Source organism: Streptomyces sp. NPDC051684, assembly GCF_044453445.1.
In the GTDB taxonomy this organism is placed as follows: domain Bacteria; phylum Actinomycetota; class Actinomycetes; order Streptomycetales; family Streptomycetaceae; genus Streptomyces.
This window is the reverse complement of record NZ_JBITCS010000033.1, coordinates 19324-42774: the sequence shown is the minus strand read 5'-3', so window position 1 is coordinate 42774 and position 23451 is coordinate 19324. Positions and strand designations below refer to the sequence as shown.

At 69.6% G+C, this 23451-nt stretch carries 21 protein-coding genes and 3 pseudogenes; 11 read left to right on the top strand and 13 right to left on the bottom strand.

Annotation, left to right across the window (positions count from 1 at the left end; all coding sequences use genetic code 11):
• Positions 1-6 precede the first annotated feature (6 nt).
• Genes rhaS through ACIA8D_RS31820 form a run of 5 tightly spaced genes read right to left on the bottom strand, consistent with a single transcriptional unit; the run spans position 7 to position 4891 of the window.
• Positions 7-1086 (bottom strand): rhamnose ABC transporter substrate-binding protein, encoded by a 1080-nt coding sequence (rhaS, locus tag ACIA8D_RS31840; protein WP_399237614.1) that lies wholly within the window; start codon positions 1084-1086, stop codon positions 7-9.
• Positions 1087-1118: 32 nt separating this feature from the next.
• Positions 1119-2114 (bottom strand): ABC transporter permease, encoded by a 996-nt coding sequence (locus ACIA8D_RS31835; protein WP_399237613.1) that lies wholly within the window; start codon positions 2112-2114, stop codon positions 1119-1121.
• On the bottom strand, positions 2107-3162 hold the full coding sequence (locus tag ACIA8D_RS31830; RefSeq protein ID WP_399237612.1) for an ABC transporter permease: 1056 nt from the start codon (positions 3160-3162) through the stop codon (positions 2107-2109). The genes ACIA8D_RS31835 and ACIA8D_RS31830 overlap by 8 nt, the downstream gene beginning before the upstream one ends.
• Positions 3159-3383, bottom strand: a complete 225-nt coding sequence (locus tag ACIA8D_RS31825; RefSeq protein ID WP_399237611.1) for a hypothetical protein — start codon at positions 3381-3383, stop codon at positions 3159-3161. Before ACIA8D_RS31825 ends, ACIA8D_RS31830 begins: the two co-directional genes overlap by 4 nt.
• Complete coding sequence (locus ACIA8D_RS31820; RefSeq protein WP_399237610.1) at positions 3380-4891, bottom strand: sugar ABC transporter ATP-binding protein; 1512 nt, start codon at positions 4889-4891, stop codon at positions 3380-3382. Before ACIA8D_RS31820 ends, ACIA8D_RS31825 begins: the two co-directional genes overlap by 4 nt.
• 299 nt (positions 4892-5190) lie before the next feature.
• Between ACIA8D_RS31820 and rhaI the strand changes: the two genes are divergently transcribed.
• The 7 genes from rhaI to ACIA8D_RS31785 all read left to right on the top strand — a co-directional run bounded on the left by rhaI (position 5191) and on the right by ACIA8D_RS31785 (position 14256).
• Complete coding sequence (gene rhaI, locus ACIA8D_RS31815) at positions 5191-6357, top strand: L-rhamnose isomerase (protein WP_399237609.1); 1167 nt, start codon at positions 5191-5193, stop codon at positions 6355-6357.
• A 52-nt stretch (positions 6358-6409) separates the two neighbouring features.
• Positions 6410-8449 carry a bifunctional aldolase/short-chain dehydrogenase gene (locus ACIA8D_RS31810; protein ID WP_399237608.1) on the top strand — a complete coding sequence of 680 codons (2040 nt, stop codon included), beginning with the start codon at positions 6410-6412 and terminating at the stop codon, positions 8447-8449.
• A gap of 153 nt (positions 8450-8602) precedes the next feature.
• A complete protein-coding gene (locus ACIA8D_RS31805) occupies positions 8603-10051 on the top strand; it encodes a rhamnulokinase family protein (RefSeq protein WP_399237607.1) in 1449 nt (482 codons plus the stop codon).
• A 93-nt stretch (positions 10052-10144) separates the two neighbouring features.
• Complete coding sequence (locus ACIA8D_RS31800) at positions 10145-10921, top strand: (Fe-S)-binding protein (protein WP_399237606.1); 777 nt, start codon at positions 10145-10147, stop codon at positions 10919-10921.
• Positions 10918-12399, top strand: coding sequence for a LutB/LldF family L-lactate oxidation iron-sulfur protein (locus ACIA8D_RS31795; protein ID WP_399237605.1), 1482 nt, complete (start codon positions 10918-10920; stop codon positions 12397-12399). The genes ACIA8D_RS31800 and ACIA8D_RS31795 overlap by 4 nt, the downstream gene beginning before the upstream one ends.
• A complete protein-coding gene (locus tag ACIA8D_RS31790; RefSeq protein ID WP_399237604.1) occupies positions 12396-13055 on the top strand; it encodes a lactate utilization protein C in 660 nt (219 codons plus the stop codon). The genes ACIA8D_RS31795 and ACIA8D_RS31790 overlap by 4 nt, the downstream gene beginning before the upstream one ends.
• Before the next feature lie 37 nt (positions 13056-13092).
• Positions 13093-14256, top strand: a complete 1164-nt coding sequence (locus tag ACIA8D_RS31785) for an ABC transporter ATP-binding protein (protein WP_399237603.1) — start codon at positions 13093-13095, stop codon at positions 14254-14256.
• 30 nt (positions 14257-14286) lie between these two features.
• Here the strand turns inward: ACIA8D_RS31785 and ACIA8D_RS31780 are convergent, their stop codons facing one another.
• From ACIA8D_RS31780 to ACIA8D_RS31765, 4 genes are all read right to left on the bottom strand, one after another.
• Positions 14287-15450 (bottom strand): NAD(P)/FAD-dependent oxidoreductase, encoded by a 1164-nt coding sequence (locus ACIA8D_RS31780; protein WP_399237602.1) that lies wholly within the window; start codon positions 15448-15450, stop codon positions 14287-14289.
• 75 nt (positions 15451-15525) lie between these two features.
• Positions 15526-16485, bottom strand: coding sequence for an ABC transporter substrate-binding protein (locus ACIA8D_RS31775; protein ID WP_399237600.1), 960 nt, complete (start codon positions 16483-16485; stop codon positions 15526-15528).
• Complete coding sequence (locus ACIA8D_RS31770; protein WP_399237599.1) at positions 16482-17156, bottom strand: ABC transporter permease; 675 nt, start codon at positions 17154-17156, stop codon at positions 16482-16484. The genes ACIA8D_RS31775 and ACIA8D_RS31770 overlap by 4 nt, the downstream gene beginning before the upstream one ends.
• The gene (locus ACIA8D_RS31765; protein WP_399237598.1) at positions 17153-17848 is read right to left on the bottom strand and encodes an ABC transporter permease; all 696 of its coding nucleotides are present in this window, start codon (positions 17846-17848) and stop codon (positions 17153-17155) included. Before ACIA8D_RS31765 ends, ACIA8D_RS31770 begins: the two co-directional genes overlap by 4 nt.
• A gap of 108 nt (positions 17849-17956) precedes the next feature.
• On the opposite strand from ACIA8D_RS31765, the gene ACIA8D_RS31760 reads away from it, so the two are divergent.
• Complete coding sequence (locus tag ACIA8D_RS31760; protein WP_399237597.1) at positions 17957-18922, top strand: pirin family protein; 966 nt, start codon at positions 17957-17959, stop codon at positions 18920-18922.
• Between the two features lie 854 nt (positions 18923-19776).
• Here the strand turns inward: ACIA8D_RS31760 and ACIA8D_RS31755 are convergent.
• A pseudogene (locus ACIA8D_RS31755) lies at positions 19777-19953 on the bottom strand (helix-turn-helix domain-containing protein); the annotation flags it as partial.
• On the opposite strand from ACIA8D_RS31755, the gene ACIA8D_RS31750 reads away from it, so the two are divergent.
• Positions 19871-20206 (top strand): integrase core domain-containing protein, encoded by a 336-nt coding sequence (locus ACIA8D_RS31750; protein ID WP_399237678.1) that lies wholly within the window; start codon positions 19871-19873, stop codon positions 20204-20206. The pseudogene ACIA8D_RS31755 and the gene ACIA8D_RS31750 overlap by 83 nt on opposite strands.
• 27 nt (positions 20207-20233) lie before the next feature.
• Here the strand turns inward: ACIA8D_RS31750 and ACIA8D_RS31745 are convergent.
• Positions 20234-20580: pseudogene (locus tag ACIA8D_RS31745) on the bottom strand (transposase); the annotation flags it as partial.
• A gap of 164 nt (positions 20581-20744) precedes the next feature.
• Here ACIA8D_RS31745 and ACIA8D_RS31740 point away from each other — a divergent pair.
• Both ACIA8D_RS31740 and ACIA8D_RS31735 read left to right on the top strand, forming a co-directional pair.
• On the top strand, positions 20745-21362 hold the full coding sequence (locus ACIA8D_RS31740; protein ID WP_399237596.1) for a GNAT family N-acetyltransferase: 618 nt from the start codon (positions 20745-20747) through the stop codon (positions 21360-21362).
• Positions 21363-21402: 40 nt separating this feature from the next.
• Positions 21403-21877: pseudogene (locus ACIA8D_RS31735) on the top strand (IS5 family transposase); the annotation flags it as partial.
• A gap of 163 nt (positions 21878-22040) precedes the next feature.
• On the opposite strand, the gene ACIA8D_RS31730 reads toward ACIA8D_RS31735, so the two are convergent.
• Entirely contained in the window at positions 22041-22247 is a 207-nt protein-coding gene (locus tag ACIA8D_RS31730; protein ID WP_399237594.1) for a transposase, read from the bottom strand.
• A 244-nt stretch (positions 22248-22491) separates the two neighbouring features.
• Positions 22492-23349 carry an alpha/beta fold hydrolase gene (locus ACIA8D_RS31725; protein WP_399237593.1) on the bottom strand — a complete coding sequence of 286 codons (858 nt, stop codon included), beginning with the start codon at positions 23347-23349 and terminating at the stop codon, positions 22492-22494.
• Positions 23350-23451 lie beyond the last annotated feature (102 nt).

Genomic DNA, 23451 nt, shown 5'->3' with positions numbered 1-23451 from the left:
TCCCGCTCAGAACTTGTAGTCGTCGATGTTCGACTTGTTGAAGACGGTCGGCTTGCCGAGGGTGACGACGCCGTCCTTCTCGATCGTGTACTCGCCCATGTCGCCGGCCTTGAACTTCTCCCCGGCCTTGCCGGTGATCTGCCCGGACTCCAGGGCGACGGCGGTGTGCGCGGCGAGCGCGCCGAGCTTCGCCGGGTCCCACAGCTCGAAGGCCTCGACGGTGCCGTTCTTGACGTAGGCACGCATGTCGTTGGGGGTGCCGAGGCCGGTCAGCTTGACCTTGCCCTTGTACTTGGAGCCGGACAGGTACTGGGCGGCGGCCTTGATGCCGACCGTGGTCGGGGAGATGATCCCCTTGATCTTCGGGTGCTCCTGGAGGAGGCCCTGGGTCTGCTGGAACGACTTCTGGGCGTCGTCGTCCCCGTACGCGGTCGTGACCAGCTTGATGTCCTTGTAGGCGGGCTTCTTCAGCTCGTCCTTCATGTACTTGATCCACGTGTTCTGGTTGGTGGCCGTCTGAGCCGCCGAGAGGATCGCGATCTCGCCCTTGTTGCCGATCTGCTTGGCGATCTGCTGCACCTGGGTGCGGCCGAGGTCCTCGGCGCTGGCCTGCGAGACGAAGGCGTTGCGGCAGTCGACCTTGGTGTCGGAGTCGTACGTGACGATGCTGACGCCGTTCTTCATCGCCTGCTTGAGCGCGGTGCACAGCGCGCCCGGGTCCTGCGCCGACACGGCGATGGCGTCGGCCTGCTGCTGGGTGAGGGTGTTGACGTAGGAGACCTGTCCGGAGGTATCCGTGCCGGAGCTGGTGCCGACCTCCTTGTACGTCGAGCCCAGCTGCTGCACCGCCTTCTTGCCGCCGTTGTCGGAGGTGGTGAAGTACGGGTTGTTGACCTGCTTGGGCAGGAAGGCGACCGTGAGGCCCTTCTTGGTCTTGGCGTTCGGATCGGCCTTTCCGGCTGCGGCGGACTTGGCGTCCTCCTTGTTGGAGTCGGACTTGGTGGTGCCGCCGCAGGCGGTGGCGGCCACCATGAGGGCGGTGGAGACGGCGAGCGCGGCGGACAGCCGGCGGGTGCGAGCGTTCATGGCGTTTCCTTAGGGCTCAGGGCGAGGTGGGGCTACGGAGCGACGGGGGCGGCTGTCGCCGTCTTCTTGCGGGACCGGGCCTGCGCGATCTGGCGGCCGACGCGCGGCGCGAGCACGGAGATGACGAGCAGCACGCCGGTGACGACGATCTGGGACTGCGCGGAGACGTTGAGCAGGCTCATCACGTTCTGCAGCGAGCCGAGCAGGAACACACCGGCGATGGCGCCGCCGAGGGTGCCCTTGCCGCCGTCGAAGTCGATGCCACCGAGCAACACGGCGGCGATGACGGAGAGTTCGAGCCCGGTGGCGTTGTCGTAGCGGGCGCTGGCGTAGTGCAGCGCCCAGAAGACGCCGGTGAGCGCGGAGAGCACGCCCGTCGTCACGAACATCGACAGCTTGAGCCGCTTGACGCGCACGCCGGCGAACCGGGCGGCCTCCTCGTTCGCTCCGATCGCGAAGAGGGAGCGGCCCATGCGGGTGGCGTGCAGTACGACGATCGCAATGGCGAGCAGGACGACGAAGGGCAGGGCGGCGTACGGGATGAACGTGTCGCCGATCCGGTTCGCGCCGAAGTCCAGGTACTGGGAGGGGAAGTCGGTGACCGAGTCGGAGCCGAGGACGATCTGGGCGATGCCGCGGTAGGCGGCCATGGTACCGATGGTGACGGCGAGCGAGGGCAGGCCGAGGCGGGTGACGAGCAGCCCGTTGATCAGTCCGCAGACGACACCGAGCAGCAGGCACAGCGGGATGATCGTCTCGATGGCCATGCCGTTGTTCCACAGCGCGCCCATCACGGCCCCGGACAGGCCGACCGTGGAGCCGACCGACAGATCGACCTCGCCTGAGATGACGAGCATCGTCATCGGCAGAGCGATGATCGCGATGGGCAGGGTGTTGCCGATGAGGAACGACAGGTTGAGCGCGTTGCCGAAGTTGTCGACGAACGCGAACGAGCACAGCAGCAGTACGACGAGCAGGGCGCCGACAGCAGTGTCCCAACGCACCGAGTGCTTAAGGGAGTCAGGCATGGCGGGCGCTCCTCATCTGTGCGGCCTGCTTGCGCAGCACGGCGGCGACGCGCAGCGCGACGATCCGGTCGACGGCGATGGCGAGCAGCAGCAGGATTCCGTTGATGGCGGTGACCCACACGGAGCTGACGCCGATGGCGGGCAGCACGCTGTTGATGGAGGTCAGCAAGAGGGCGCCGAGGGCGGCGCCGTAGACGGTGCCCGCGCCGCCGGTGAAGGCCACGCCGCCGACCACGACGGCGCTGACGACGGTCAGTTCGTAGCCGTTGCCGGTGCCGGAGTCGACGTTGCCGAAGCGCGCGAGATACAGGGCGCCTGCGAGTCCGGCGAGCGCGCCGCACAGCACGTACGCCGTCATGATCCGCTTGCGGACGGGGATGCCGGCGAGGGTCGCGGCCTCGGGGCTCGAGCCGAGCGCGTACATCTCGCGGCCGCTGCGGTAGCTGCGCAGGTAGTAGCCGACGCAGAGCAGGACGGCGACGGCGAGCAGGGCCAGGTAGGGCACGATCCAGAGGCCGTCGTGGCCGAAGTCGACGAAGGAGTCGGGCAGGTCGGCGGCGACGATCTGCTGCGAGCCGACCCAGATGGAGTCGATGCCGCGCACCACGTACAGCGTGCCGAGGGTGACGACGAGCGCGGGCACCTTGCCGAGGCTGACGAGCGCGCCGTTGAGGACGCCGAAGACGGTGCCGATGGCGACGGCGTACACGACGGCGATCAGTGAACTGCCGCCGCCCTGAAGGTAGTCGCCCGCGGCGAAGGCGGAGATGCCGAGCACCGAGCCGACGGACAGGTCGACGTTGCGGGTGATGACGACGATCGCCTGGCCGGTGGCGACGAGGACGAGGATGGTGGCGTTCAGGAGGAGGTCCTTGACGCCCTGCTGCGAGAGGAACTCGGTGTTGGAGACCTGCGTGGCGAGCAGCATCACCACGAGCACGGCGGCGACGGCGAGTTCGCGCGCCTTGAACACCTTGTCGAGCAGCCGCCGCCCGGCGGTGGGCGGTGGCGCCCCGTCCTCGCGGACGGGTGGTGCGGTGATGGTCATGCGGTGCTCCTTGCGGTGTGCACGGGTGCGGGCAGCGCGTGGTCCGCACCGGGCGCGGCGGGCCATGAGTGGTCCGCACCTGCCGCGGCGGGCCGCGCGGGCCCTGCGGTCGCGCGGGGTGCCTCGTCCGACGTGGGGCGCGGCTGCCGGAAGCGGGAGGCGCGCGTGACGCGCGCTTCGGCGTGCCTCACGACGGCGCCCGGGTCCCTGACGGAGTTCACGCCGCCCTCCCCGTCGCCGCCGCCATCACGGACTCCTCGTTCGCCTCCGCGCGCGGCAGCTCCGCGGCGAGCCGTCCCTCGTGCATGACGAGCACCCGGTCGGCCATGCCGAGGATCTCCGGCAGGTCGGAGGAGATCATCAGGACGGCGACGCCGTCGGCCGCGAGCGAGGACAGCAGGCGGTGCACCTCGGCCTTCGTTCCGACGTCGATGCCGCGCGTGGGCTCGTCGACGATGAGCACCTGCGGACCGGTGGCCAGCCACTTGGCGAGGACGACCTTCTGCTGGTTGCCGCCTGAGAGCGTGCCGACGACGTCTGCGAGCCGCGCGTACTTGACCTGGAGCTTCACCGACCAGTCCAGGGACCGGCTGCGCTCCGCCTTGCGGTTCATCAGGCCCGCGCGCGAGGTGTCGGCGAAGCCGGTGAGCCCGATGTTGCGCTCGATGGACATGTCCATCACGAGGCCCTGGGCCCGCCGGTCCTCGGGCACCAGCGCCAGGCCCGCGTGCATGGCGAGGCTGGGCGCGCCGGGCTTGAGCTTCTGCCCCAGGACCTCCACCTCGCCGCCGTCGAAGCGGTCGACGCCGAACACGGCGCGGGCCACCTCGCTGCGGCCCGCTCCGACGAGCCCGGCGAGGCCGACGATCTCGCCGCGCCGCACCTCGAAGGAGACGTCGGTGAACACGCCCTCGCGGGTCAACCGCCGGACGCTGAGGGCGACTTCGCCGAGTTCGGCGTCCTGCTTGGGGTACAGCTCGTCGAGGTCGCGGCCGACCATGCGGCGCACGAGGTCGTCCTCGGTGAGCCCGTCGACGGGTTCGCTCGCCACCCACGCGCCGTCGCGCAACGTCGTCACGCGCTGGCACAGCTCGAAGATCTCCTCCAGGCGGTGCGAGATGAACAGCACGGCGGCGCCCTGCTCGCGCAGCGTGCGTACGACGCCGAACAGGCGGGCCACCTCGCTGCCGGTGAGAGCGGCGGTGGGCTCGTCCATGATCAGCACGCGGGCGTCGAAGGACAACGCCTTGGCGATCTCGACGAGTTGCTGGTCGGCGATGGACAGGCCGCGGGCCGGCTGGTCCGGGTCGAGCTCCACGCCGAGCCGCTTGAACAGCGCGGCCGTGGCCTCCTTGACGCCCGCGTGGTCCACGCGGCCGAAGGAGCGGCGCGGCTGGCGGCCCATGAAGATGTTCTCGGAGATGGACAGGTCGGGGAAGAGCGTCGGCTCCTGGTAGATGACGGCGACACCGGCGTCGCGGGCGTCAGCAGGGCCGTGGAACTCGACCGGGGAGCCGTCGAGCAGAACCGTCCCGTCGTCCGGGCGGTGCACCCCGGCGAGGGCCTTGATGAGCGTCGACTTTCCCGCGCCGTTCTCGCCGGCGAGGGCGTGCGCCTCGCCGGCCATCAGGCTCAACGACACACCACGCAGGGCGCGCACGGCACCGAAGGACTTGCTCACCCCCTCCAGGGCGAGCACCGGAGTGGTCTCCGGTTCAGGTGGCGTCATGACAGGTCTCCAGAGGGTCGAAGAGCACCCGACGTGACTCGCAGGGCACCCGACGTGAAATGTTTCAGTGAAACGTTCCGGAAGCTAGCCACGCCCCGGCGCCCCGGTCAAGGGGTCTGAACGTCCGGAATACGACGACGTACAAAACGATTCCGTAACGCACGGGAGTCCTCGCCCACCCCCTTGACGCACCCCACGAGGGGGGACTAGCTTCGCTGCACAATGAATCGATTCACAAAGGGTTCATTGTGCAGACGATTCATCGGACGGCTCGCAGACCCGTGTACTCAGAGGTGGACATGCCTGACATCGCTGCCGTGAAGGCCGCACTCGCCAACCAGCGGATCGAGACGCCGTCCTGGGGCTACGGCAACTCCGGCACCCGGTTCAAGGTGTTCGCCCAGGCCGGTGTGCCGCGCACGCCCCACGAGAAGCTGGACGACGCGGCGAAGGTGCACGGGTTCACCGGCATCGCCCCTAAGGTCGCCCTGCACATCCCGTGGGACAAGGTCGACGACTACGCGGCTCTGTCCGCGTACGCCAAGGAGCGCGGTGTCGAACTCGGCACCATCAACTCCAACACTTTCCAGGACGACGACTACAAGTTCGGCAGCGTGTGCCACCCGGACCCGAAGGTCCGCCGCAAGGCGCTCGACCACCTCCTGGACTGCGTCGACATCATGGACGCCACGGGCTCCAAGGACCTGAAGATCTGGCTCGCCGACGGCACCAACTACCCGGGCCAGGACGACATCGTGGCCCGCCAGGACCGCCTCGCCGAGTCCCTCGCCGCCGTCTACGAGCGGCTCGGCGACGACCAGCGCCTGCTCCTGGAGTACAAGTTCTTCGAGCCGGCCTTCTACACGACGGACGTGCCGGACTGGGGCACCTCCTACATGCAGTGCCTCAAGCTCGGCGACAAGGCGCAGGTCGTCGTCGACACCGGGCACCACGCGCCGGGCACGAACATCGAGTTCATCGTGGCGCTGCTGCTGCGCGAGAAGAAGCTCGGCGGCTTCGACTTCAACTCCCGCTTCTACGCGGACGACGACCTTATGGTGGGCGCCGCCGACCCGTTCCAGCTCTTCCGCATCCTGCACGAGGTCGCGAAGAACGGCGGCTTCGACCCGGCCACGAACGTCGCGTTCATGCTGGATCAGTGCCACAACATCGAGGCGAAGATCCCGGCGGTCATCCGGTCCGTGATGAACGTGCAGGAGGCCACCGCCAAGGCGCTGCTCGTGGACCGCGAGGCGCTGAGCGCCGCGCAGGCGGCGGGCGACGTCCTGACCGCGAACGCAGTGATCATGGACGCGTACAACACCGATGTGCGGCCGCTGCTGGCCGAGTGGCGCGAGGAGCAGGGGCTCGCGGCCGACCCCGTCGCCGCGTACGCCGCGTCCGGGTGGCAGGAGCGGATCGTTGCCGAGCGGGTCGGCGGGGAACAGGCGGGGTGGGGCGCGTAACCGTTCTCTCGTCGTTCGGCTCACTCAACTCCTCAGGTATTTAGGACCTTTCATGGCTACGCACCCCCAGGTCGCCGCCCTCATCGACCGCTCGAACCGGCTCGGCGCCGACCCCCGCAACACCAACTACGCCGGCGGGAACACCTCCGCCAAGGCCACCGGGACCGACCCGGTCACCGGCGGCGACGTCGAGCTGATGTGGGTCAAGGGCTCGGGCGGCGACCTGGGCACGCTCAAGGAGGCCGGGCTCGCGGTGCTGCGCGTGGACCGGCTCAAGGCGCTCACCGAGGTGTACCCCGGCGTGGAGCGCGAGGACGAGATGGTCGCCGCGTTCGACTACTGTCTGCACGGCAAGGGCGGCGCCGCGCCGTCCATCGACACGGCCATGCACGGCCTCGTGGACGCGGCGCACGTCGACCACCTGCACCCGGACTCCGGCATCGCGCTCGCCTGCGCCGCCGACGGGGAGAAGCTGACGGCCGAATGCTTCGGCGAGAAGGTCGTGTGGGTGCCGTGGCGGCGCCCCGGCTTCCAGCTCGGCCTGGACATCGCGGAGATCAAGGCCTCGAACCCGAACGCCATCGGTTGCGTCCTGGGCGGCCACGGCATCACGGCCTGGGGTGCCAGGGCCGAGGAGTGCGAGGCCAACTCGCTCTACATGATCCGCACCGCGGAGTCGTTCCTCGCCGAGCGCGGCAAGGAGGAGCCGTTCGGTCCGGTCATCGAGGGCTACGCGGCCCTTGCCGCGGCCGAGCGCCGGGCGCGGGCCGCCGAACTCGCCCCACTGATCCGGGGCCTGGCCTCCACGGACCGCCCGCAGGTCGGCCACTTCGACGACTCGGGCCCCGTCCTCGACTTCCTGGCGTCCGCCGAGCACCGGCGCCTCGCCGCGCTGGGCACCTCGTGCCCGGACCACTTCCTTCGTACGAAGGTCCGCCCGCTCGTCCTCGACCTCCCGCCCAGCGCCGAACTCGGCACCGTGGCCGAGCGGTTGAAGGAGCTGCACGCCGTGTACCGCGCCGAGTACGCGGCGTACTACGAGCGGCACGCGAGCCCCGACTCCCCCGCGATGCGCGGCGCGGACCCGGCGATCGTGCTGGTGCCGGGTGTCGGCATGTTCTCGTTCGGCAAGGACAAGCAGACGGCGCGGGTGGCCGGCGAGTTCTACCTCAACGCGATCAACGTGATGCGCGGCGCGGAGGCCGTGTCGACGTATGCGCCGATCGAGGAGTCGGAGAAGTTCCGCATCGAGTACTGGTCACTTGAGGAGGCCAAGCTCCAGCGGATGCCGAAGCCGAAGCCGCTCGCCACGCGGGTGGCACTGGTGACGGGTGCCGGCTCCGGCATCGGCAAGGCCATCGCGCACCGGCTCGTCGCCGAGGGCGCGTGCGTGGTCGTCGCTGATGTGAATGCCGACGGCGCGGCTGCGGTGGCCGAGGACTTGGGCGGCCCCGACAAGGCGGTCGCGGTGACGGTCGACGTCACCTCCGAGGAGCAGATCGCGGACGCATTCAAGGCGGCGGCGCTCGCCTTCGGCGGCGTGGACCTGGTCGTCAACAACGCGGGCATCTCCATCTCGAAGCCGCTCCTGGAGACCACGGCCAAGGACTGGGACCTCCAGCACGACATCATGGCGCGCGGTTCGTTCCTGGTCTCGCGCGAGGCGGCGCGGGTGATGCGGGCGCAGGGCATGGGCGGCGACATCGTCTACATCGCCTCCAAGAACGCGGTGTTCGCGGGCCCGAACAACGTCGCGTACTCGGCGACGAAGGCGGACCAGGCCCACCAAGTACGCCTCCTCGCGGCCGAGTTGGGTAGTGACGGGATCCGGGTCAACGGGGTCAACCCCGATGGTGTGGTGCGCGGGTCCGGGATCTTCGCCGGCGGCTGGGGCGCGAAGCGCGCCGCGGTGTACGGGGTGGAGGAGGAGAAGCTGGGCGAGTTCTACGCGCAGCGGACGCTGTTGAAGCGGGAGGTGCTGCCGGAACATGTGGCGAACGCGGTGTTCGCTTTGACCGGGGGCGACCTTACACACACGACCGGGTTGCATGTTCCGGTGGATGCGGGTGTGGCGGCGGCGTTCTTGCGCTGACCCGCCGTGGGCGCGTCCAGCCGCTGGGGCGCGCCCACCGATTCGGTACGCCCCCGTTGCGGCGCGCCCACCCGCACGGGGCTCCGCCCCGGACCCCGCTGCTCAATCGCCGCAGGGGCTTGATCTGCCCGCCCTCCCGCTCGGAGCCCGCTCATGCCCACCTCCCCCACTCCCTACGCCGCCATGGACCTGGGCGCCTCCAGCGGCCGGGTCATGACGGCCCGGGTCACGCCGGACACCCTCGCCCTCACAGAGGCACACCGGTTTCCGAACGTCCCCGTCCGTACTCCCGACGGCCTGCACTGGGACATCCTCGGGCTGTACGCAGGGCTCCTGGAAGGACTCCGCAAGTCCGGCCCGGTCCGCTCCCTCGGCATCGACAGCTGGGCCGTCGACTACGGACTGCTCGACGCGGACAACGTCCTCCTGGGCAACCCGTACCACTACCGGGACAGCCGCACGGACCACACCGCCGAGAAGCTGTGGGCGACGATCCCGCCGCAGGAGCTGTACGCGGCGACCGGCCTCCAGTACGTCCCGTTCAACACGATCTACCAGCTCACGGCGGCCCGCGATACGGCACACCTCGACGCCGCCCGCCGCCTGTTGCTGATCCCCGACCTCCTCGCGTACTGGCTGACGGGACAGCAGGGCACCGAGCTGACCAACGCCTCCACCACCCAGCTCATCGACCCCCGCTCCGGCGACTGGGCCCACGGCATCGCCGCTCGCGCCGGCATCGACGTGAACCTCTTCGCCCCGATCCGCCGCCCCGGCGACCCGGCGGGTGAACTCCTCCCCCACGTCCTCGACGCGACGGGCCTCACCGGTCCGGTGCCGGTCACGACGGTCGCTTCGCACGACACCGCCTCGGCCGTGGCCGCGGTCCCGGCGACCGAGGAGAACTTCGCGTACATCTGCACCGGCACCTGGTCCCTCGCGGGCCTCGAACTCGACGCGCCCGTCCTCACGGAGGAGAGCCGCGCCGCGAACTTCACGAACGAGCTCGGCATCGACGGCACGGTCCGCTACCTGCGCAACATCATGGGCCTGTGGCTCCTCCAGGAGTGCCAACGCACCTGGAACCAGCCGGACTTGACCGCACTCCTCGACGAGGCCGCGAAGGCGACCCCGCTGCGCTCGGTCGTCGACGCGGGCGACCCCACGTTCCTGCCGCCCGGCGGCATGCCGGACCGGATCGCCGCCGCCTGCCGCGCCACCGGCCAGCCCGAGCCCCGAACCCGCGCCGAGACCACCCGCTGCATCCTCGACTCGCTCGCCCTCGCGCACCGCCGCGCCATCGAGGACGCGTCCCGCCTGGCCGACCGCCCGGTGGACGTGGTGCACATCGTCGGCGGCGGCGCCCGGGGCGTGCTGCTGTGCCAACTCACGGCCGACGCCTGCGGGCTGCCCGTCGTGGCGGGTCCCGCCGAGGGCGCCGCGCTGGGCAACGTACTCGTTCAGGCGCGGGCCGACGGTGTCATCGGCGACCGGGCGGCGATGCGCCGACTCGTCGCCGACACCCAGCCCCTGGCGCGGTACGCGCCGAGCGGCGACCGCGGCGCGTGGGACGCGGCGGCGGCACGCGTCCGCACCCCGTGACCAGCCCCCGTCCACGACGTACGCTGCACCCGTCCGATGATCACCGATGCACCACCCGCACCGACCGAATCCGACCGACCGAAGGGGCCCCCGATGCGTGTCGCGCTCTTCCTGACCTGTGTCAACGACACGCTGTACCCGGACACGGGCCGCGCCGTCGTCAAGCTCCTGACCCGGCTCGGCGTGGAGGTCGACTTCCCCGCCGCGCAGACCTGTTGCGGTCAGCCGCACTACAACACGGGGTACCGCCGCGAGGCCGAGCCGTTGGCCACCCACTACGCCGACACCTTCGGCCCCGGCCTCGCCTCGGGTGATTACGACGCAATCATCACGCCGTCGGGTTCGTGTGCGGCGATGGTGCGGGAGCTGTACCCGAGGATGGGTGATCGAGCCCGTTCCGAAGGCCGCGGCGGCGGCCTCGCGGCGACGCTCGCGCCGGTCATCCCCAAGACGTACGAGCTGACGGAGTTCCTGGTCGACGTACTGAAGGTGACGGATGTCGGTGCGTACTACCCGCACAAGGTGACCTACCACCCCACCTGCCACGGCCTGCGCTCCCTCAGCCTGGGCGAGCGGCCCACTCAACTCCTCAGCGAGGTCAAGGGACTTGAGCTGGTGGAACTGCCGGGCGCGGCGGAGTGCTGCGGCTTCGGCGGCACCTTCGCGGTCAAGAACGCGGACGTGTCGGCGGCGATGGGCACCGACAAGGTCCGTAACGCCGAGTCCACCGGCGCAGAGGTGCTGTGCGCGGCGGACAACTCCTGCCTGATGCACATCGGCGGCACCATGTCCCGCCTGAAGGTCGGCATGCGCCCCGTCCACATCGCCGAGATCCTGGCCGGCACCGAGGACGAGGAGGCCCACGCATGAGCGGCGGAACGTTTGTCGGGATGCCCGCCTTCCCCACGGCCGCGCACGACGCCGTACGCAACACCACCCTGCGCGCCAATCTGAAGCACGCCACGCACACCATCCGCGACAAGCGGGCCCGTGCCGTCTCCGAGCTGGACGACTGGGCACTGCTGCGCCAGGCCGGCAAGGAGATCAAGGACCACACCCTCCACCACCTGGAGCACTACCTCGTCCAGCTGGAGGACTCGGTCACGGCGGCCGGCGGCACGGTGCACTGGGCGCGCGACGCCGACGAGGCCAACCGCATCGTCACCTCGCTGGTCCGCGAGACCGGCGAGACCGAGGTCGTCAAGGTCAAGTCGATGGCCACGCAGGAGATCGGCCTCAACGAACACCTGGAGGCCGAGGGCATCAGTGCCTACGAGACCGACCTCGCCGAACTGATCGTGCAGCTCGGCCACGACAAGCCCTCGCACATCCTGGTCCCGGCGATCCACCGCAACCGTGGCGAGATCCGCGACATCTTCAGCAAGGAGATGGGCAGTTGGGGCCGCCCGGCCCCGGACGACCTCACCGACACCCCCGCCGAGCTGGCGGAGACGGCCCGCCTGCACCTGCGGGAGAAGTTCCTGCGCGCCAAGGTCGGCATCTCGGGCGCCAACTTCATGGTCGCCGACACCGGCACCCTCGTGGTCGTGGAATCGGAGGGCAACGGCCGCATGTGCCTGACCCTGCCCGAGACCCTCATCTCCGTCGTCGGCATCGAAAAGATCGTCCCGACCTGGCAGGACCTGGAGGTCTTCCTCCAGACCCTGCCGCGCTCCTCGACCGCCGAGCGTATGAACCCCTACACGTCGACGTGGACAGGCACGACGGACTCGGACGGGCCGCAGACCTTCCACCTGGTCCTGATCGACAACGGCCGCACCGACACCCTCGCCGACGAGGTCGGCCGCCAGGCCCTGCGCTGCATCCGCTGCTCGGCGTGTCTCAACGTGTGCCCCGTCTACGAGCGGGCCGGCGGCCACGCCTACGGATCCGTCTACCCCGGCCCGATCGGCGCGATCCTCAGCCCGCAACTGCGCGGAACCGGCTCCGACATCGACGCCTCGCTGCCGTATGCGTCGTCGTTGTGCGGGGCCTGCTACGAGGTGTGCCCGGTCGCCATCGACATCCCCGAGGTGCTGGTGCATTTGCGTGAGCGGGTCGTCGCGGGTGGACCGGCCACCCGCAACGGCAACAAGGTGATGCTGCGCCCGGCCAAGGGTCACGCCGCCGAACGCGCCGCGATGCGCGCCGCCACCTGGGCCTTCACCCACCCCGCCGCCCTCGCCACCGGCCAGCGCCTGGCCTCGCGCACCCGACGCTTCCACCCGCGCACCATGCCCGGCCCCGGCAAGGCCTGGACCGACACCCGCGACCTGCCCACCGTGCCCGCGGAACCCTTCCGCGACTGGTGGAAGCGTACGAACGGCGGAAAGGACACAACGAAGTGAGCAGCAGGGACGTGATCCTCGGCCGAGTGCGGCGCGCGCTCGGCGGCCCGGTCCAGGCACCGGAGTCGTACGCCACGGACATCGACCGCGGCTATCTGCGCGAGCACGGCACCCGCACCACCGAGCAGACGATCGAACTCCTCGCCGAGAACCTCGCCGACTACCGGGCCATCGTGCACCGCGCCACCGCCGGTGAACTGCCGGCCACCGTCGCGCGCCTCCTCGCCGAGCACGGTTCACGGACCGTGGCGGTGCCCGCGGAGCTGCCCGGCGGATGGCTGGCCGAGGCGGAGGCCGCGCAGGTCCCCGACAGCCCCGCGAACACCCCCGCCGAACTCGACGCCGTCGACAGCGTCGTCACCGCCTGCGCCGTCGCCGTCGCCGAAACCGGCACCATCGTCCTGGACGGCACCCCCGACCAGGGCCGCCGCCGCATCACCCTCGTCCCCGACCACCACATCTGCGTCGTCCGGGTCCCCGACCAGGTGGTGTCATCGGTCCCCCAGGCCCTCGAACGCCTCGACCCCACCCGCCCCCTCACCTGGATCTCCGGCCCCTCCGCCACCAGCGACATCGAACTCGACCGCGTCGAGGGCGTCCACGGCCCCCGCACCCTGGAGGTCGTCCTGGTGAGCGACCTGATGAGCGGCGGCTGAAGGGCGGCGACCGAAGGGCGCGGCTAGCGTTGATGGCATGATCCGGTTCGACCATGTCACCAAGCGGTACGCGGACGGCACGACGGCGGTGGACGACCTCTCGTTCGAGGTGAACGAGGGCGAACTGGTCACGCTCGTCGGCCCGTCCGGCTGCGGCAAGACCACCACGATGATGATGGTGAACCGGCTGATCGAGCCGACGTCGGGTCACATCCACGTCGAGGGCGAGGACATCTCCACGGTCGATCCCGTGCAGCTGCGCCGCCGCATCGGCTACGTGATCCAGCAGGTCGGCCTCTTCCCGCACCGCACCATCCTCGACAACACCGCGACCGTACCCGCGCTCATCGGCTGGAAGAAGGCGAAGGCCAGGGCGCGCGCCGCCGAGCTGCTCGACCTGGTGGGCCTGGACCCGTCCACGTACGGCAGCCGGTACCCGGAGCAGCTGTCCGGCGGTCAGCGCCAGCGCGTCGGCGTCGCCCGTGCGCTCGCCGCCGACCCTCCGGTCCTCCTGATGGACGAGCCGTTCGGTGCGGTCGACCCAGTGGTGCGCGAGCAGTTGCAGGACGAGTTCCTGAAGATGCAGGCCGCCGTCCGCAAGACGGTCCTGCTCGTCACGCATGACATCGAGGAGGCGGTCCGACTCGGCGACCGCATCGCGGTGTACGGGCAGGGGCGCATCGAGCAGTACGACACTCCGGGCGCGGTCCTCGGCTCGCCCGCCACCCCGTATGTCGCCGAGTTCGTCGGCGCGGACCGGGGCCTGAAGCGGCTGTCGGTCACCGAGATCGAGCCGGACGACCTGGAGCAGCCGTCGGTGGCGCGCTTCGACGAGCAGCCTGCGCGTGCCGCTGCCCGGATGCGCGAGGACGGGTCGCGGTGGGCGGTGGTGCTCGACGAGGCCGGTGACCTGCACGGCTGGATCGGCCTCGACGAGGCGTCCCTGGCCGGTCCCGACGGCCGGGTGGGCGACCTGGCGCACCGGATGCGGGCGTGGGTGCCGGTCGGAGCGCCGCTCAAGCAGGCGTTCGGCGTGATGCTCCAGCACGACGCGGGCTGGGTCGCGGTCCTCGACGGCGCCCGTTTCCTTGGGGTGCTGACCCCGGCGAAGCTGCACGAGGCGCTGCGGCGGTCGGTGGACGCGGACGCGCAGGGCGTGGCGCGCGACGAGGTCGATTTCGACTCGGTGGCGGACGCCTGATCGAGCGGCACGGCCCACGTGAACATAACCCTAAAGTTGAGGTTGAGATTCTGCCCCGTGGCGGTTCATCGCCCGCAGATTCTCGTCCTGTACGTCGCCGTTGATCGCCCGGTCGGGGCGGTACGCGTCCAGTTCCCCTGCCGGGCTGCCGCTCGTGATCTCCTGTGCGACGAGCCGGCCGAGCACCGGCGCGAGCGTCACCGCGCTGTGCGACACCAAGTGGTACAGGCCGGGCGCCGTGTCGCACTCGCCGACCAGCGGCAACCCGTCCAGCGGCACGGGTCGTACGCCGATGCGCGCGTCGGCGATCCGGGGGCCGTCGAGGCCCGGCACGACGGTGCTCGCGCGCCGGTGCAGCTCCGACGGCAGGCCGTCGGCGGCGGTGCCCGCCAGTCGCGCGTCGACCTCCCACGACAGGGCGAGCACCCCGCCGTCCGCCGTGGGCCGCAGGTCGATGCCGGGCGCCGAGAGGATCGCGGTCAGCGGCTCCGCGGCCAGCGGCGCGCTCTCGGCGACGAGTCCGGGCACGTGCCGCAGCGGCAGTCGCGCCCCGGCGAGCGCGGCGATCTGGTCGGCGGCGGGCCCCGCGCAGTTCACGACGGTGTCCGCGCCCCAGCTGCGCTCCCCCGCCTCCGCCCCGACGACCCGCGTGCCGCTGCGGAGCAGGCCGGTGACGCGGGTGCCGTAGTGCGTCTCGGCGCCGTGCCTGCGGACGGCCGCGTCCAGCAGGGTGCGCACCAGGCGCGGGGCGTCGAACCAGGCGGTGCCGGTGTGCACGACGACCTCGTCCGCGGCGCAGGCGGCCGGGTCGGCGGCGGGCGCCAGTTCGCACAGGACGGAGGCCGGGGCGGTGCGACAGTCGTGGCCCCATTCCCGTACGCGGTGCGCCCGTTCGTGCAGAGCGCGCTGCGCCTCGTCGGTGTCGGCCCACTGGACGAGCGGGGCCGGGTGCCGCCAGGTGGCCCCGTCGAGTTCCTCGGCGAGGGCGCGGTGGCCGTCGGAGCCCTGGCGGTTCAGGCGGTAGTACGCGTGCGGGGTCTTCAGGTGGGTGACGTCGGCGGCGAAGGTGGCGCTCGAGGTGCCGGAGGCGGGTCCGGCCTCCTCCAGGACGACGACTTCGACGCCCGCGCGGGCGAGGTGGTAGGCGACACAGGCGCCCAGCACGCCCGCTCCGACGACGACGGCTCGATTCATGCGGCTTCCTGTACGAGTTCCTGTTGCGGCGGTGGTCACGTCCCCGATTGCCCAGCGAACCGCGCCACACACCTCTCAGCCGCCCTGCCGCAGCAGTCCCTTGTCCTCCAGATAGGTGCGCGCGACGTCCTCGGGGAGCCGTCGCCAGCTGTCGACCTGCTGGTTCATGGCGGCGAGGTCGGCGGTGGTGAGCACGGAGTTGAGCGCGCCGAGCGCCTTGGCGACCTTCTCGTTGCCGGCCCGTGAGCGGTTGACGACGGGCACGAGGTAGTCGGCGTTCTGCAGCTTCTTGTCGTCGTCGAGCAGGACGAGCCCGAAGTCGCCGAGGGTGGCGTCGGTGGTCGTGGTGAGCACCATCTGGTCCTGCCCGTTCTGCACGGCGTTCTTGGCCTGCGTGGTGCCGACGCCCTTGGGGTCGATTCCGGTGACGTCGATGCCGTAGACCTTCTCCAGGCCCGGCTGGCAGTACGGCCGCTGTACGCACTCGTCCCCGGCGGCGATCCGTACCTTCAGGCCGGACGCGCCGAGGTCGCTGAGCGTCTTGAGGTCGTGCTTCTTCGCGTACGCCTCGGTCACCGCGAACGCGTTCTGGTCGACGGCCTTCCCTGCGTCGAGCACATCGAGTCCGCGGGGCGCGGCGAGCGCCCGCAGGCTCTTCATGGTGGCGTCGAGGTCGGGCGAGCCGACGGGCTTGGCGTCGGCACCGTTCTTCTTGGCGTTGAGCCAGTCGGCGAAGGTGGCGGCGTACTCGGGCACGACGTCGATCTGCCCGGACTCCAGGGCGGGTTCGTACAGCTCGCGGTTGCCCACGGACAGCAGCTCGGTCTGGTACCCCGCCTGCTTGAGGAGCAGCGCGTACATGTTGGCGAGCAGGTCGCTCTCGGTGAATCCGGCGGACCCGATGACGAGGTGTTTGCTGTCGCCGGGCGGCGCGGTCACCTCGCCCCGGTCCTCCAGGGAGGGCCCGCTCGCACACCCTCCGACGAGCAGCGCGAGCCCGAGGAACAGGGCAACCCTCCGCAGCATCTTGCTCATCCGGCCCTCCCCCGCAGCCATCCCGGTCCGAACCGCTCGACGAGCTCGAACAGCGCTTCGACGACGAGCGCGAAGACGGCGACGAGCACGGCGCCCGCGACCACCTGCGGCGTGCTGGCGAGGTTGAACCCGGCGGTGATGATCCGCCCGAGTCCGCCGCCACCGGCGATGGCGGCGATGGTGGCGGTGGCGACGAGCTGCACGGCGGCGATCCGCACCCCGTTGAGGATCATCGGCAGCGCGAGCGGCATCTCGACCTTCAGCAGCATCTGCCGCCCCGTCATCCCCATGCCCCGCGCGGCCCGCACGACTTCCCGGTCGACGCCGCGCATCCCGACGTACGCGTTGGTGAGCAGCGGCGGCACCGCGAACAGCACGAGGGCGACGACGGTGGGCCCCTCGCTGTACTGCCCGAGCGGCGTGAGCAGCAACAGCACGAGCACGGCGAAGGTGGGCACGGCGCGCCCCACGTTGGCGATGTTGACGGCGAGCGCCCCGCCCTTGCCGAGATGCCCGAGCACAAGAGCAATGGGCAGGGCGATCAGACAACTGATGACGAGACAGACGACGGTCAGGGTCACGTGCTGGGCGAGCCGGTGCCAGACGCCGTTGTCGCCGGCCCAGTGCGCGGAGTCGGCGAGCCAGTTCCAGGAGTCGGAGAGCAGGTTCACGCGCGGCTCGCTCTCGTCCAGGGCGTGAGCACGCGCCCGATGCCGAGCAGCACGACATCGGCGACGAGCGCGATGACGACGCACAGCACGGAGGCGGTGAGCACCTGGGCCTTGAAGTACGTGTTCATGCCGCTGTAAATGAGATTGCCAAGACCTCCGTACCCGACGATGGCGCCGACGGTCACGAGCGAGACGGCGGACACGGTGGCGATACGCAGCCCGGCAAGGGCTGCGGGCAGCGCGAGCGGCAGCTCGACGGTGAGCAGCAGCCGGATCGGCCCGTATCCCATGCCGCGTGCGGCCTGCCGAGTGTCCTCGGGCACGGAACGCAGTCCGGCGAGGATGTTCCGTACGAGGAGGGTGAGCGAGTAGAGCACGAGCCCGGCGATCACCAGCGTGGCGGACAGCCCGTAGACGGGCAGCAGCAACGAGAACATGGCGAGCGACGGGATCGTGTAGAGCACGGTCGTCAGCGCGAGCACGGGCCCGGCAGCCCATCCCCAGCGCCGCGCGAGCAGCGCGAGCGGGACGGCAATGACGACGGCGATGGCCACCGCGACGAGGGTGATCTCCAGATGCTGCACGGTGGCGTCCACCAGCATGTGCCGACGCGTGCTCAGATACTCGCCGCAGATCCAGTCGTTGCGGGCGAGACAGTCGTCGGGCGGCGCGGTGCCGGGCCCACCGTTCACGAGGCGCACCCGACCATTCCAGTGGCTGGCCCGCCGTTCGGCGCGTCGGGTGACCCGTACGGGCGGCGGGGGCGCGCCCAGGCGCCCCGCGGGTCTAGGTTGTCCGTCATGAGCAATCTTGACCGCGAACCAGTGCCCTCGGTGTGCGGCGGACGCGGCTTCGTCGTGGCGGAACCGGTGCGCGAACTCCTCAGCCCGCGCCGTGTGCGGCTCGGCGGCTCCACGGAGGTGCGCCGCCTCCTGCCCAACCTGGGCCGCCGCATGGTCGGGGCGTGGGCCTTCGTCGACCACTACGGTCCGGACGACATCGCGGACGAGCCCGGCATGCAGGTACCGCCGCACCCGCACATGGGTCTGCAGACGGTGAGCTGGCTGCACGAGGGCGAGGTGCTGCACCGGGACTCGACGGGCAGCCTCCAGACGATCCGCCCCCGCGAGCTGGGCCTGATGACGTCGGGCCGCGCGATCTCCCACTCCGAGGAGAGCCCGCGCTCACACGCCCGCTACCTCCACGGCGCCCAGCTCTGGGTGGCGCTCCCCGACTCCCACCGCCACGTGGACCCGCACTTCGAGCACCACGGCGCGCTGCCGACGGTCACGGCCCCCGGCCTGACGGCCACGGTCATCCTCGGCTCCCTCGACGGCGCGGCGTCCCCCGGCACGACGTACACCCCGATCGTGGGCGCCGACCTCTCCCTCACCCAGGGCACGGAAACCCGCCTCCCCCTGAACCCGGACTTCGAGTACGCGGTCCTGTCGATGTCCGGCGATTCCCACGTCGACGACGTCCCCATGCTCCCCGGCTCCATGCTCTACCTCGGCTGCGGCCGCACCGAACTCCCGCTGCGCGCGCGGTCGGACGCGGGCCTCATGCTGCTCGGCGGGGAGCCGTTCGAGGAGGAGCTGGTGATGTTCTGGAACTTCATCGGCAGGTCGCAGGACGATATCACTCAGGCCCGGGAAGACTGGATGAACGGGTCGCGATTTGGGGAAGTGAAGGGGTACGACGGGGATCGACTGGACGCACCGGAGCTGCCACCTGTGCCGCTAAAACCCCGGGGACGAGTGCGCTGAACTGCTCGTTCTACTGTACGCGCCGCATGAGTCCGAGTGGGCTTCGAACCAGCCCACCCGCCCCTCAGGTTACGCAATCGCAAATGCTCGTCGACGCGCCCGAGCGCGCGTGTTCGAGTCGCAGGTTTCGCCATCCATGGGCACGTCTGGTCAGCCTCATGCTGACCCAATGCTGACTTTCGTGACAGGTTGTCAGGTCTGATTGACTTACGGCCGCCAACCAAACGCGGCACCTTGAGCTCCAAGTTCTCAGGTCGGCGTTCCACGGCAGACTTCTATGCGCAGAAGCCGGACGGACTCAAGACGACTCCCCCATCGGAACGTTGCTGACTCACGGCAGCCATTTGCCTGGTTCCCACAAATCGTCGTGTCGCCGCCGGGGACCTCGCACTCAACGTCAGCCGCCCCCACCTCCCGGGACACAACCTCAGCCAGCGGGCCAACCGTCGAATCAGCGCGCCTCCCACATCGCCGGTCGCACCCTTGATGCGGCCGCAACTGCGACAGCGAACCGCGCTCGGTGCAACCACACTGAGCCGCTAGGTAGAGGTAGCGAAGGCCTCGTCCCGGACACGCCGTGAGGTCATGCACTAACCCAACCGTGGAGCCGACTCGCCGCAATGCGGAGTCAGTGGTTCGACTGGTTCTCTTATACGGGCGCGGGGACAGCATACGACTGCGCCGCATAGCAGCAAGTTTGCAGGTGAGGACACATTCTCGAACCGCACCGCAGTTGCAGGTATCGCAGGGTTTGACCAGCTCTGGCAGTCTCGATGCTGAGTACTTGCTGACTTTCCTGACGGGGCGTCGGGTAACGTGTTGTGCGCTGAGGGCGCCTCGGTTGACCCACGCAATTGAGCAGATCGTCCCCGCCGCGGCGGTGCTGCCGGAACCTGACCCGACAAGTACTTCGCCACCGTCCGGCGATTGAGCCCCGTCTCCTTTGCGATCTCCCGCAGACTCATCGCGCCAGACTCATGCAGGGCACGAAACCGCCTCAACTCCAGCCAGCGATGCGGGTCCAAGACCACCGTCAGCCGCCCCTCTGCCGCCACCCCGAAACCGACGACAGAAGAATCGCGGCACCCACCCGTCACCGCATCAACTTTGGTGCACTCTCATCCGTGGAAGACCCTGTCCGAGGTCGAGCTGGCCACCGCTGAGTGGGTCGACTGGTACTGCCACCGACGCCTGCACGGTGAGATAGGCCACGTCCCACCGGTCGAATACGAAACCAGCTACCACCTGGCAGCCACAAAACCCCAGGTCACAACCACAATCTAAGATCTCTACCGAACCCGGGGCGGTTCAGTGGGCGTGCATGTCGGTGCGCAGCACGTTGGCCAGGACCAGGGCGTCGCCGGGGTTGGACTCTTTGCGCGAGACGCTGTGCCGGTCGCGGTAGCGGCCAGCGGGTTGATGGCGAAGACCTGACGCTTGCCGGTCCGCAGAACGGCGACGAGCAGGCCGCGGGAGGTCTCGATCGCGACTGGGATCGTGGTGTCCTCGGTGTCGCCGTGCTCGGCGAGCAGCTCCAGGAGGATCTTGTATCCCGCCGCATCGTCGGTTATATGCCGTTTGGCCAGTAACTGGCCGCTCTCGTCGACCAGGGCCACGTCGTGGCTCTTCTCCGGCCAGTCGATTCCGCAGTAGATCACGGTGGTCTCTCTTCACGCTCGGGTGTTTTCGCTGGTCGCGAGCGCATGCGGGCAACGCGGCTCCCTGACTCCAGGTCTCGAGCACTAGGGTCTGTCTCCTCGATCACGGTCCTGTGATGAATATCGGGAGGACGTCGGACGGGTCGGCCGGACACAATGCGGCCATGGTTGGTCACGTTCGAAGAGCTCCACGCCCGGACTTCCTCAGCAAGCCGTCGCTGCGTGGGGAACAGGTGCTGCTCCGGCCAGTCACAGTGGATGACGTGCGTGCGCTGATGCCGATGTTCCTGGACGCAGAGGCATCTCGGCTGACCGGCAGCCATGACGACGGGGCACTCGATGAAGGGCGCATACGTACCTGGTACGACAGCCGTCGGGAGCAAGATGACCGGCTGGACCTTGCCGTGGTCGAGCTGGCGACCGGGCACGTAGTCGGCGAGGCAGTCCTCAACGAGTGGGACCCGGGCAACGAGAGCTGCAGCTTCCGCATCTGCCTGGTGCCCGGCACCTATGGATCGGGGCTGGGGACGGAGGCAACCCGTTTGATCGTCGGGTATGGCTTCGAGGAACTGGGGCTGCACCGCATCTCGCTGGAGGTCTACGCGTTCAATCCGCGCGCCCGCCGCACTTACGAGAAGGTCGGGTTCGTTGCCGAGGGCGTGCTGCGTAACGCACTGCTCTGGGAGGGCGAGCGGGTGGACGCGACGGTGATGTCGATCCTGGCGCCGGAGTGGTTCCAGCATGGTGGACGTCCGGAAAAAGCTGGTCACGCGTCGGCCTGACCGTGCCGCTGGCGTCAGGTCGCTCGTTGTGCCGCTCATGATGAGCCGGGGTGATCTGACCGACGCCGAGTGGGTCGTGCTGGAGTCACTGCTGCCGGTGAGCAACAACCGATGCGGGCGGTGGCGGCACCACCGTCAGGTGATCAACGGGATCATCCACCGGCTCGGCACCGAGGTGCAGTGGCGAGAACTCCCGGAGCGTTTCGGCCCGTGGAAGACCGTCCACAAGCGCCACCTGCGCTGGTCGGCCGATGGCACCTGGGAACGCCTGCTCCACCACCTCCAGGCCGACGCGGTGAGCGGCATCGCCTGGGACGTCAACGTCGACTCGACCTCGATACGCGCACATCAGCACGCAGCCGGTGCACGGAGGAAGCCGCCACCGGCCCTGCTGGCTGAAAAAAGGGGGCCGCGCGAAGATCAGTTCACGTGCGCCCACACATGCGCCACAGCCGCCGGGAGGCGATGGCGCGCCCGGCGAGGCCCTGGGCCGCTCGCGCGGCGGGCTGACCACGATTGGTCTCAGACGCCTTCTCCGCATCGATGAACGCGTAGCGCGCAGCTACGTCGTCTTCTGCTGCGCGAAGAAGGCGGTCGCTTTCCCCAGCACCCCGATCGTCGCCTCCTACTCGCGGACTTTGCGTCGCAGACGTGCCAGTTCCTCGCGCTCGGCCGTGGTCAGCGCCCCGACCGGCCCTTCACCCCGGTCGATCCATCGCCCCGGTCGATCCTTGCCTGCTTCACCCAGTTCCGCAGGCCCTCCGGGCTCACCCCCAGGTCCCGGGCGACCTCGGTCACGGTCTCATCCGACGACAGCGCCAGCGCGACCGCGTCCCGCTTGAACTCGGCCGTGTACGACTTACTCGTATTGCTCTTCTCACTCACTACCTGTGACTTCTTCCTCCTGGACCACGGTCCCAGCACCAGGCTGTCCAGGCCACAGGGGGAGCCTCACCCTCCGTTACCACCGAAAGTGGGAGAAGGCCGTTGAATTTACGCCCCCGACTTCACGGCCGCATCGCCGAGGATGCGCACGTGATCTCGATCGACTCGGGTGCGGGGCTGGCGAACGCGGCGATCCAGTAGCGGCTGGCGCCAAGGGGGAAGGCGAGGTGTGGGCTTGTCCGTCCTATTCGGCCCGTCGACGGCCGTCGACGGTGGTCAGGAGCTCCCGGATGCGTGTTGCGTAGGCCCGCGGGTGGCTGGTGTTTCCATTGTGGCCGCCGGGCAGTTCCTGCAGTTCCCGGTCGAGCTGTGCCGCCAGGGAGGTTGCGCACTGGTGGTCGAAGACGGTCCGTGGCGTGGCGCGCCCGGCCGCCGGGATGATGTGTGTGCCGGTGCTCTGCAGTGCGGTGATGTCGAGTGTGTCGTGGATGATCGCCGTGAAGTCGTGCCGGATGAAGTAGTCGAAGTTGGCTTTGCGTCGGGCGTTCATCGGCTGGGGTGTCAGGTCCGGTTCGGTGTCCCGGCTCGTGGGATCGATGCCCAGGGTTCGGGCGATTTCCGGAAGGGTGACGCCGAGTCCCTCGCGGAGGTAGAGGTCCTGGAGGGCGGCGAGTTCGTGTTCATGGTGAGCACGTTCGACGTCGGGCAGGAGGCGTGGTGCGACGGGTTCGTGGGCGATGAGGGTGCGGATCTGTCCGGGATGTCGCACGGCGGTGTGCAGGCCGATGACGGCTCCGAGGCTGCAGCCGAGCATGAGGGCTGGGCTGTCCGTGAGTGAAGCCAGGAGGTGGTGGACGTCCTCGGCGTGCTCGGTGAGTGTCGCGCCGCACTCAGGGGTGTCGAGGCGACTGCGGGACAGTCCGCGGCGGTCGTAGGTGATCACCGTGTAGGCACCGGCGAGTCGGGCGGCGAGGTCGGTGGTGCGGTCGGCGTCGCCCTCGCCGCTCTGGGAGATCAGCAGCATCGGGCCGGCACCGCGGATTTGATAGTGCAGGGCTGCGCCGGGAGCGGTGAGCGTGCCCGTGGTCAGAGTCGTGGGCATAGGGGTCCCCCTTGTCTGCGGCGGTCCTTCCGTCGTCTTCCTCGGCAAACATAATTCATCGACGTGGATGCATCAATATGGATGAATCAAGTTCGATGTATC

Excerpts from the sequence above, each read along its gene's own strand:
- rhaS (WP_399237614.1), bottom strand. The coding sequence starts at position 1,086 with ATGAACGCTCGCACCCGCCGGCTGTCCGCCGCGCTCGCCGTCTCCACC.
- ACIA8D_RS31835 (WP_399237613.1), bottom strand. The coding sequence starts at position 2,114 with ATGCCTGACTCCCTTAAGCACTCGGTGCGTTGGGACACTGCTGTCGGC.
- ACIA8D_RS31830 (WP_399237612.1), bottom strand. The coding sequence starts at position 3,162 with ATGACCATCACCGCACCACCCGTCCGCGAGGACGGGGCGCCACCGCCC.
- ACIA8D_RS31820 (WP_399237610.1), bottom strand. The coding sequence starts at position 4,891 with ATGACGCCACCTGAACCGGAGACCACTCCGGTGCTCGCCCTGGAGGGG.
- rhaI (WP_399237609.1), top strand. The coding sequence starts at position 5,191 with ATGCCTGACATCGCTGCCGTGAAGGCCGCACTCGCCAACCAGCGGATC.
- ACIA8D_RS31810 (WP_399237608.1), top strand. The coding sequence starts at position 6,410 with ATGGCTACGCACCCCCAGGTCGCCGCCCTCATCGACCGCTCGAACCGG.
- ACIA8D_RS31805 (WP_399237607.1), top strand. The coding sequence starts at position 8,603 with ATGCCCACCTCCCCCACTCCCTACGCCGCCATGGACCTGGGCGCCTCC.
- ACIA8D_RS31800 (WP_399237606.1), top strand. The coding sequence starts at position 10,145 with ATGCGTGTCGCGCTCTTCCTGACCTGTGTCAACGACACGCTGTACCCG.
- ACIA8D_RS31795 (WP_399237605.1), top strand. The coding sequence starts at position 10,918 with ATGAGCGGCGGAACGTTTGTCGGGATGCCCGCCTTCCCCACGGCCGCG.
- ACIA8D_RS31785 (WP_399237603.1), top strand. The coding sequence starts at position 13,093 with ATGATCCGGTTCGACCATGTCACCAAGCGGTACGCGGACGGCACGACG.
- ACIA8D_RS31780 (WP_399237602.1), bottom strand. The coding sequence starts at position 15,450 with ATGAATCGAGCCGTCGTCGTCGGAGCGGGCGTGCTGGGCGCCTGTGTC.
- ACIA8D_RS31775 (WP_399237600.1), bottom strand. The coding sequence starts at position 16,485 with ATGAGCAAGATGCTGCGGAGGGTTGCCCTGTTCCTCGGGCTCGCGCTG.
- ACIA8D_RS31760 (WP_399237597.1), top strand. The coding sequence starts at position 17,957 with ATGAGCAATCTTGACCGCGAACCAGTGCCCTCGGTGTGCGGCGGACGC.
- ACIA8D_RS31740 (WP_399237596.1), top strand. The coding sequence starts at position 20,745 with ATGGTTGGTCACGTTCGAAGAGCTCCACGCCCGGACTTCCTCAGCAAG.
- ACIA8D_RS31725 (WP_399237593.1), bottom strand. The coding sequence starts at position 23,349 with ATGCCCACGACTCTGACCACGGGCACGCTCACCGCTCCCGGCGCAGCC.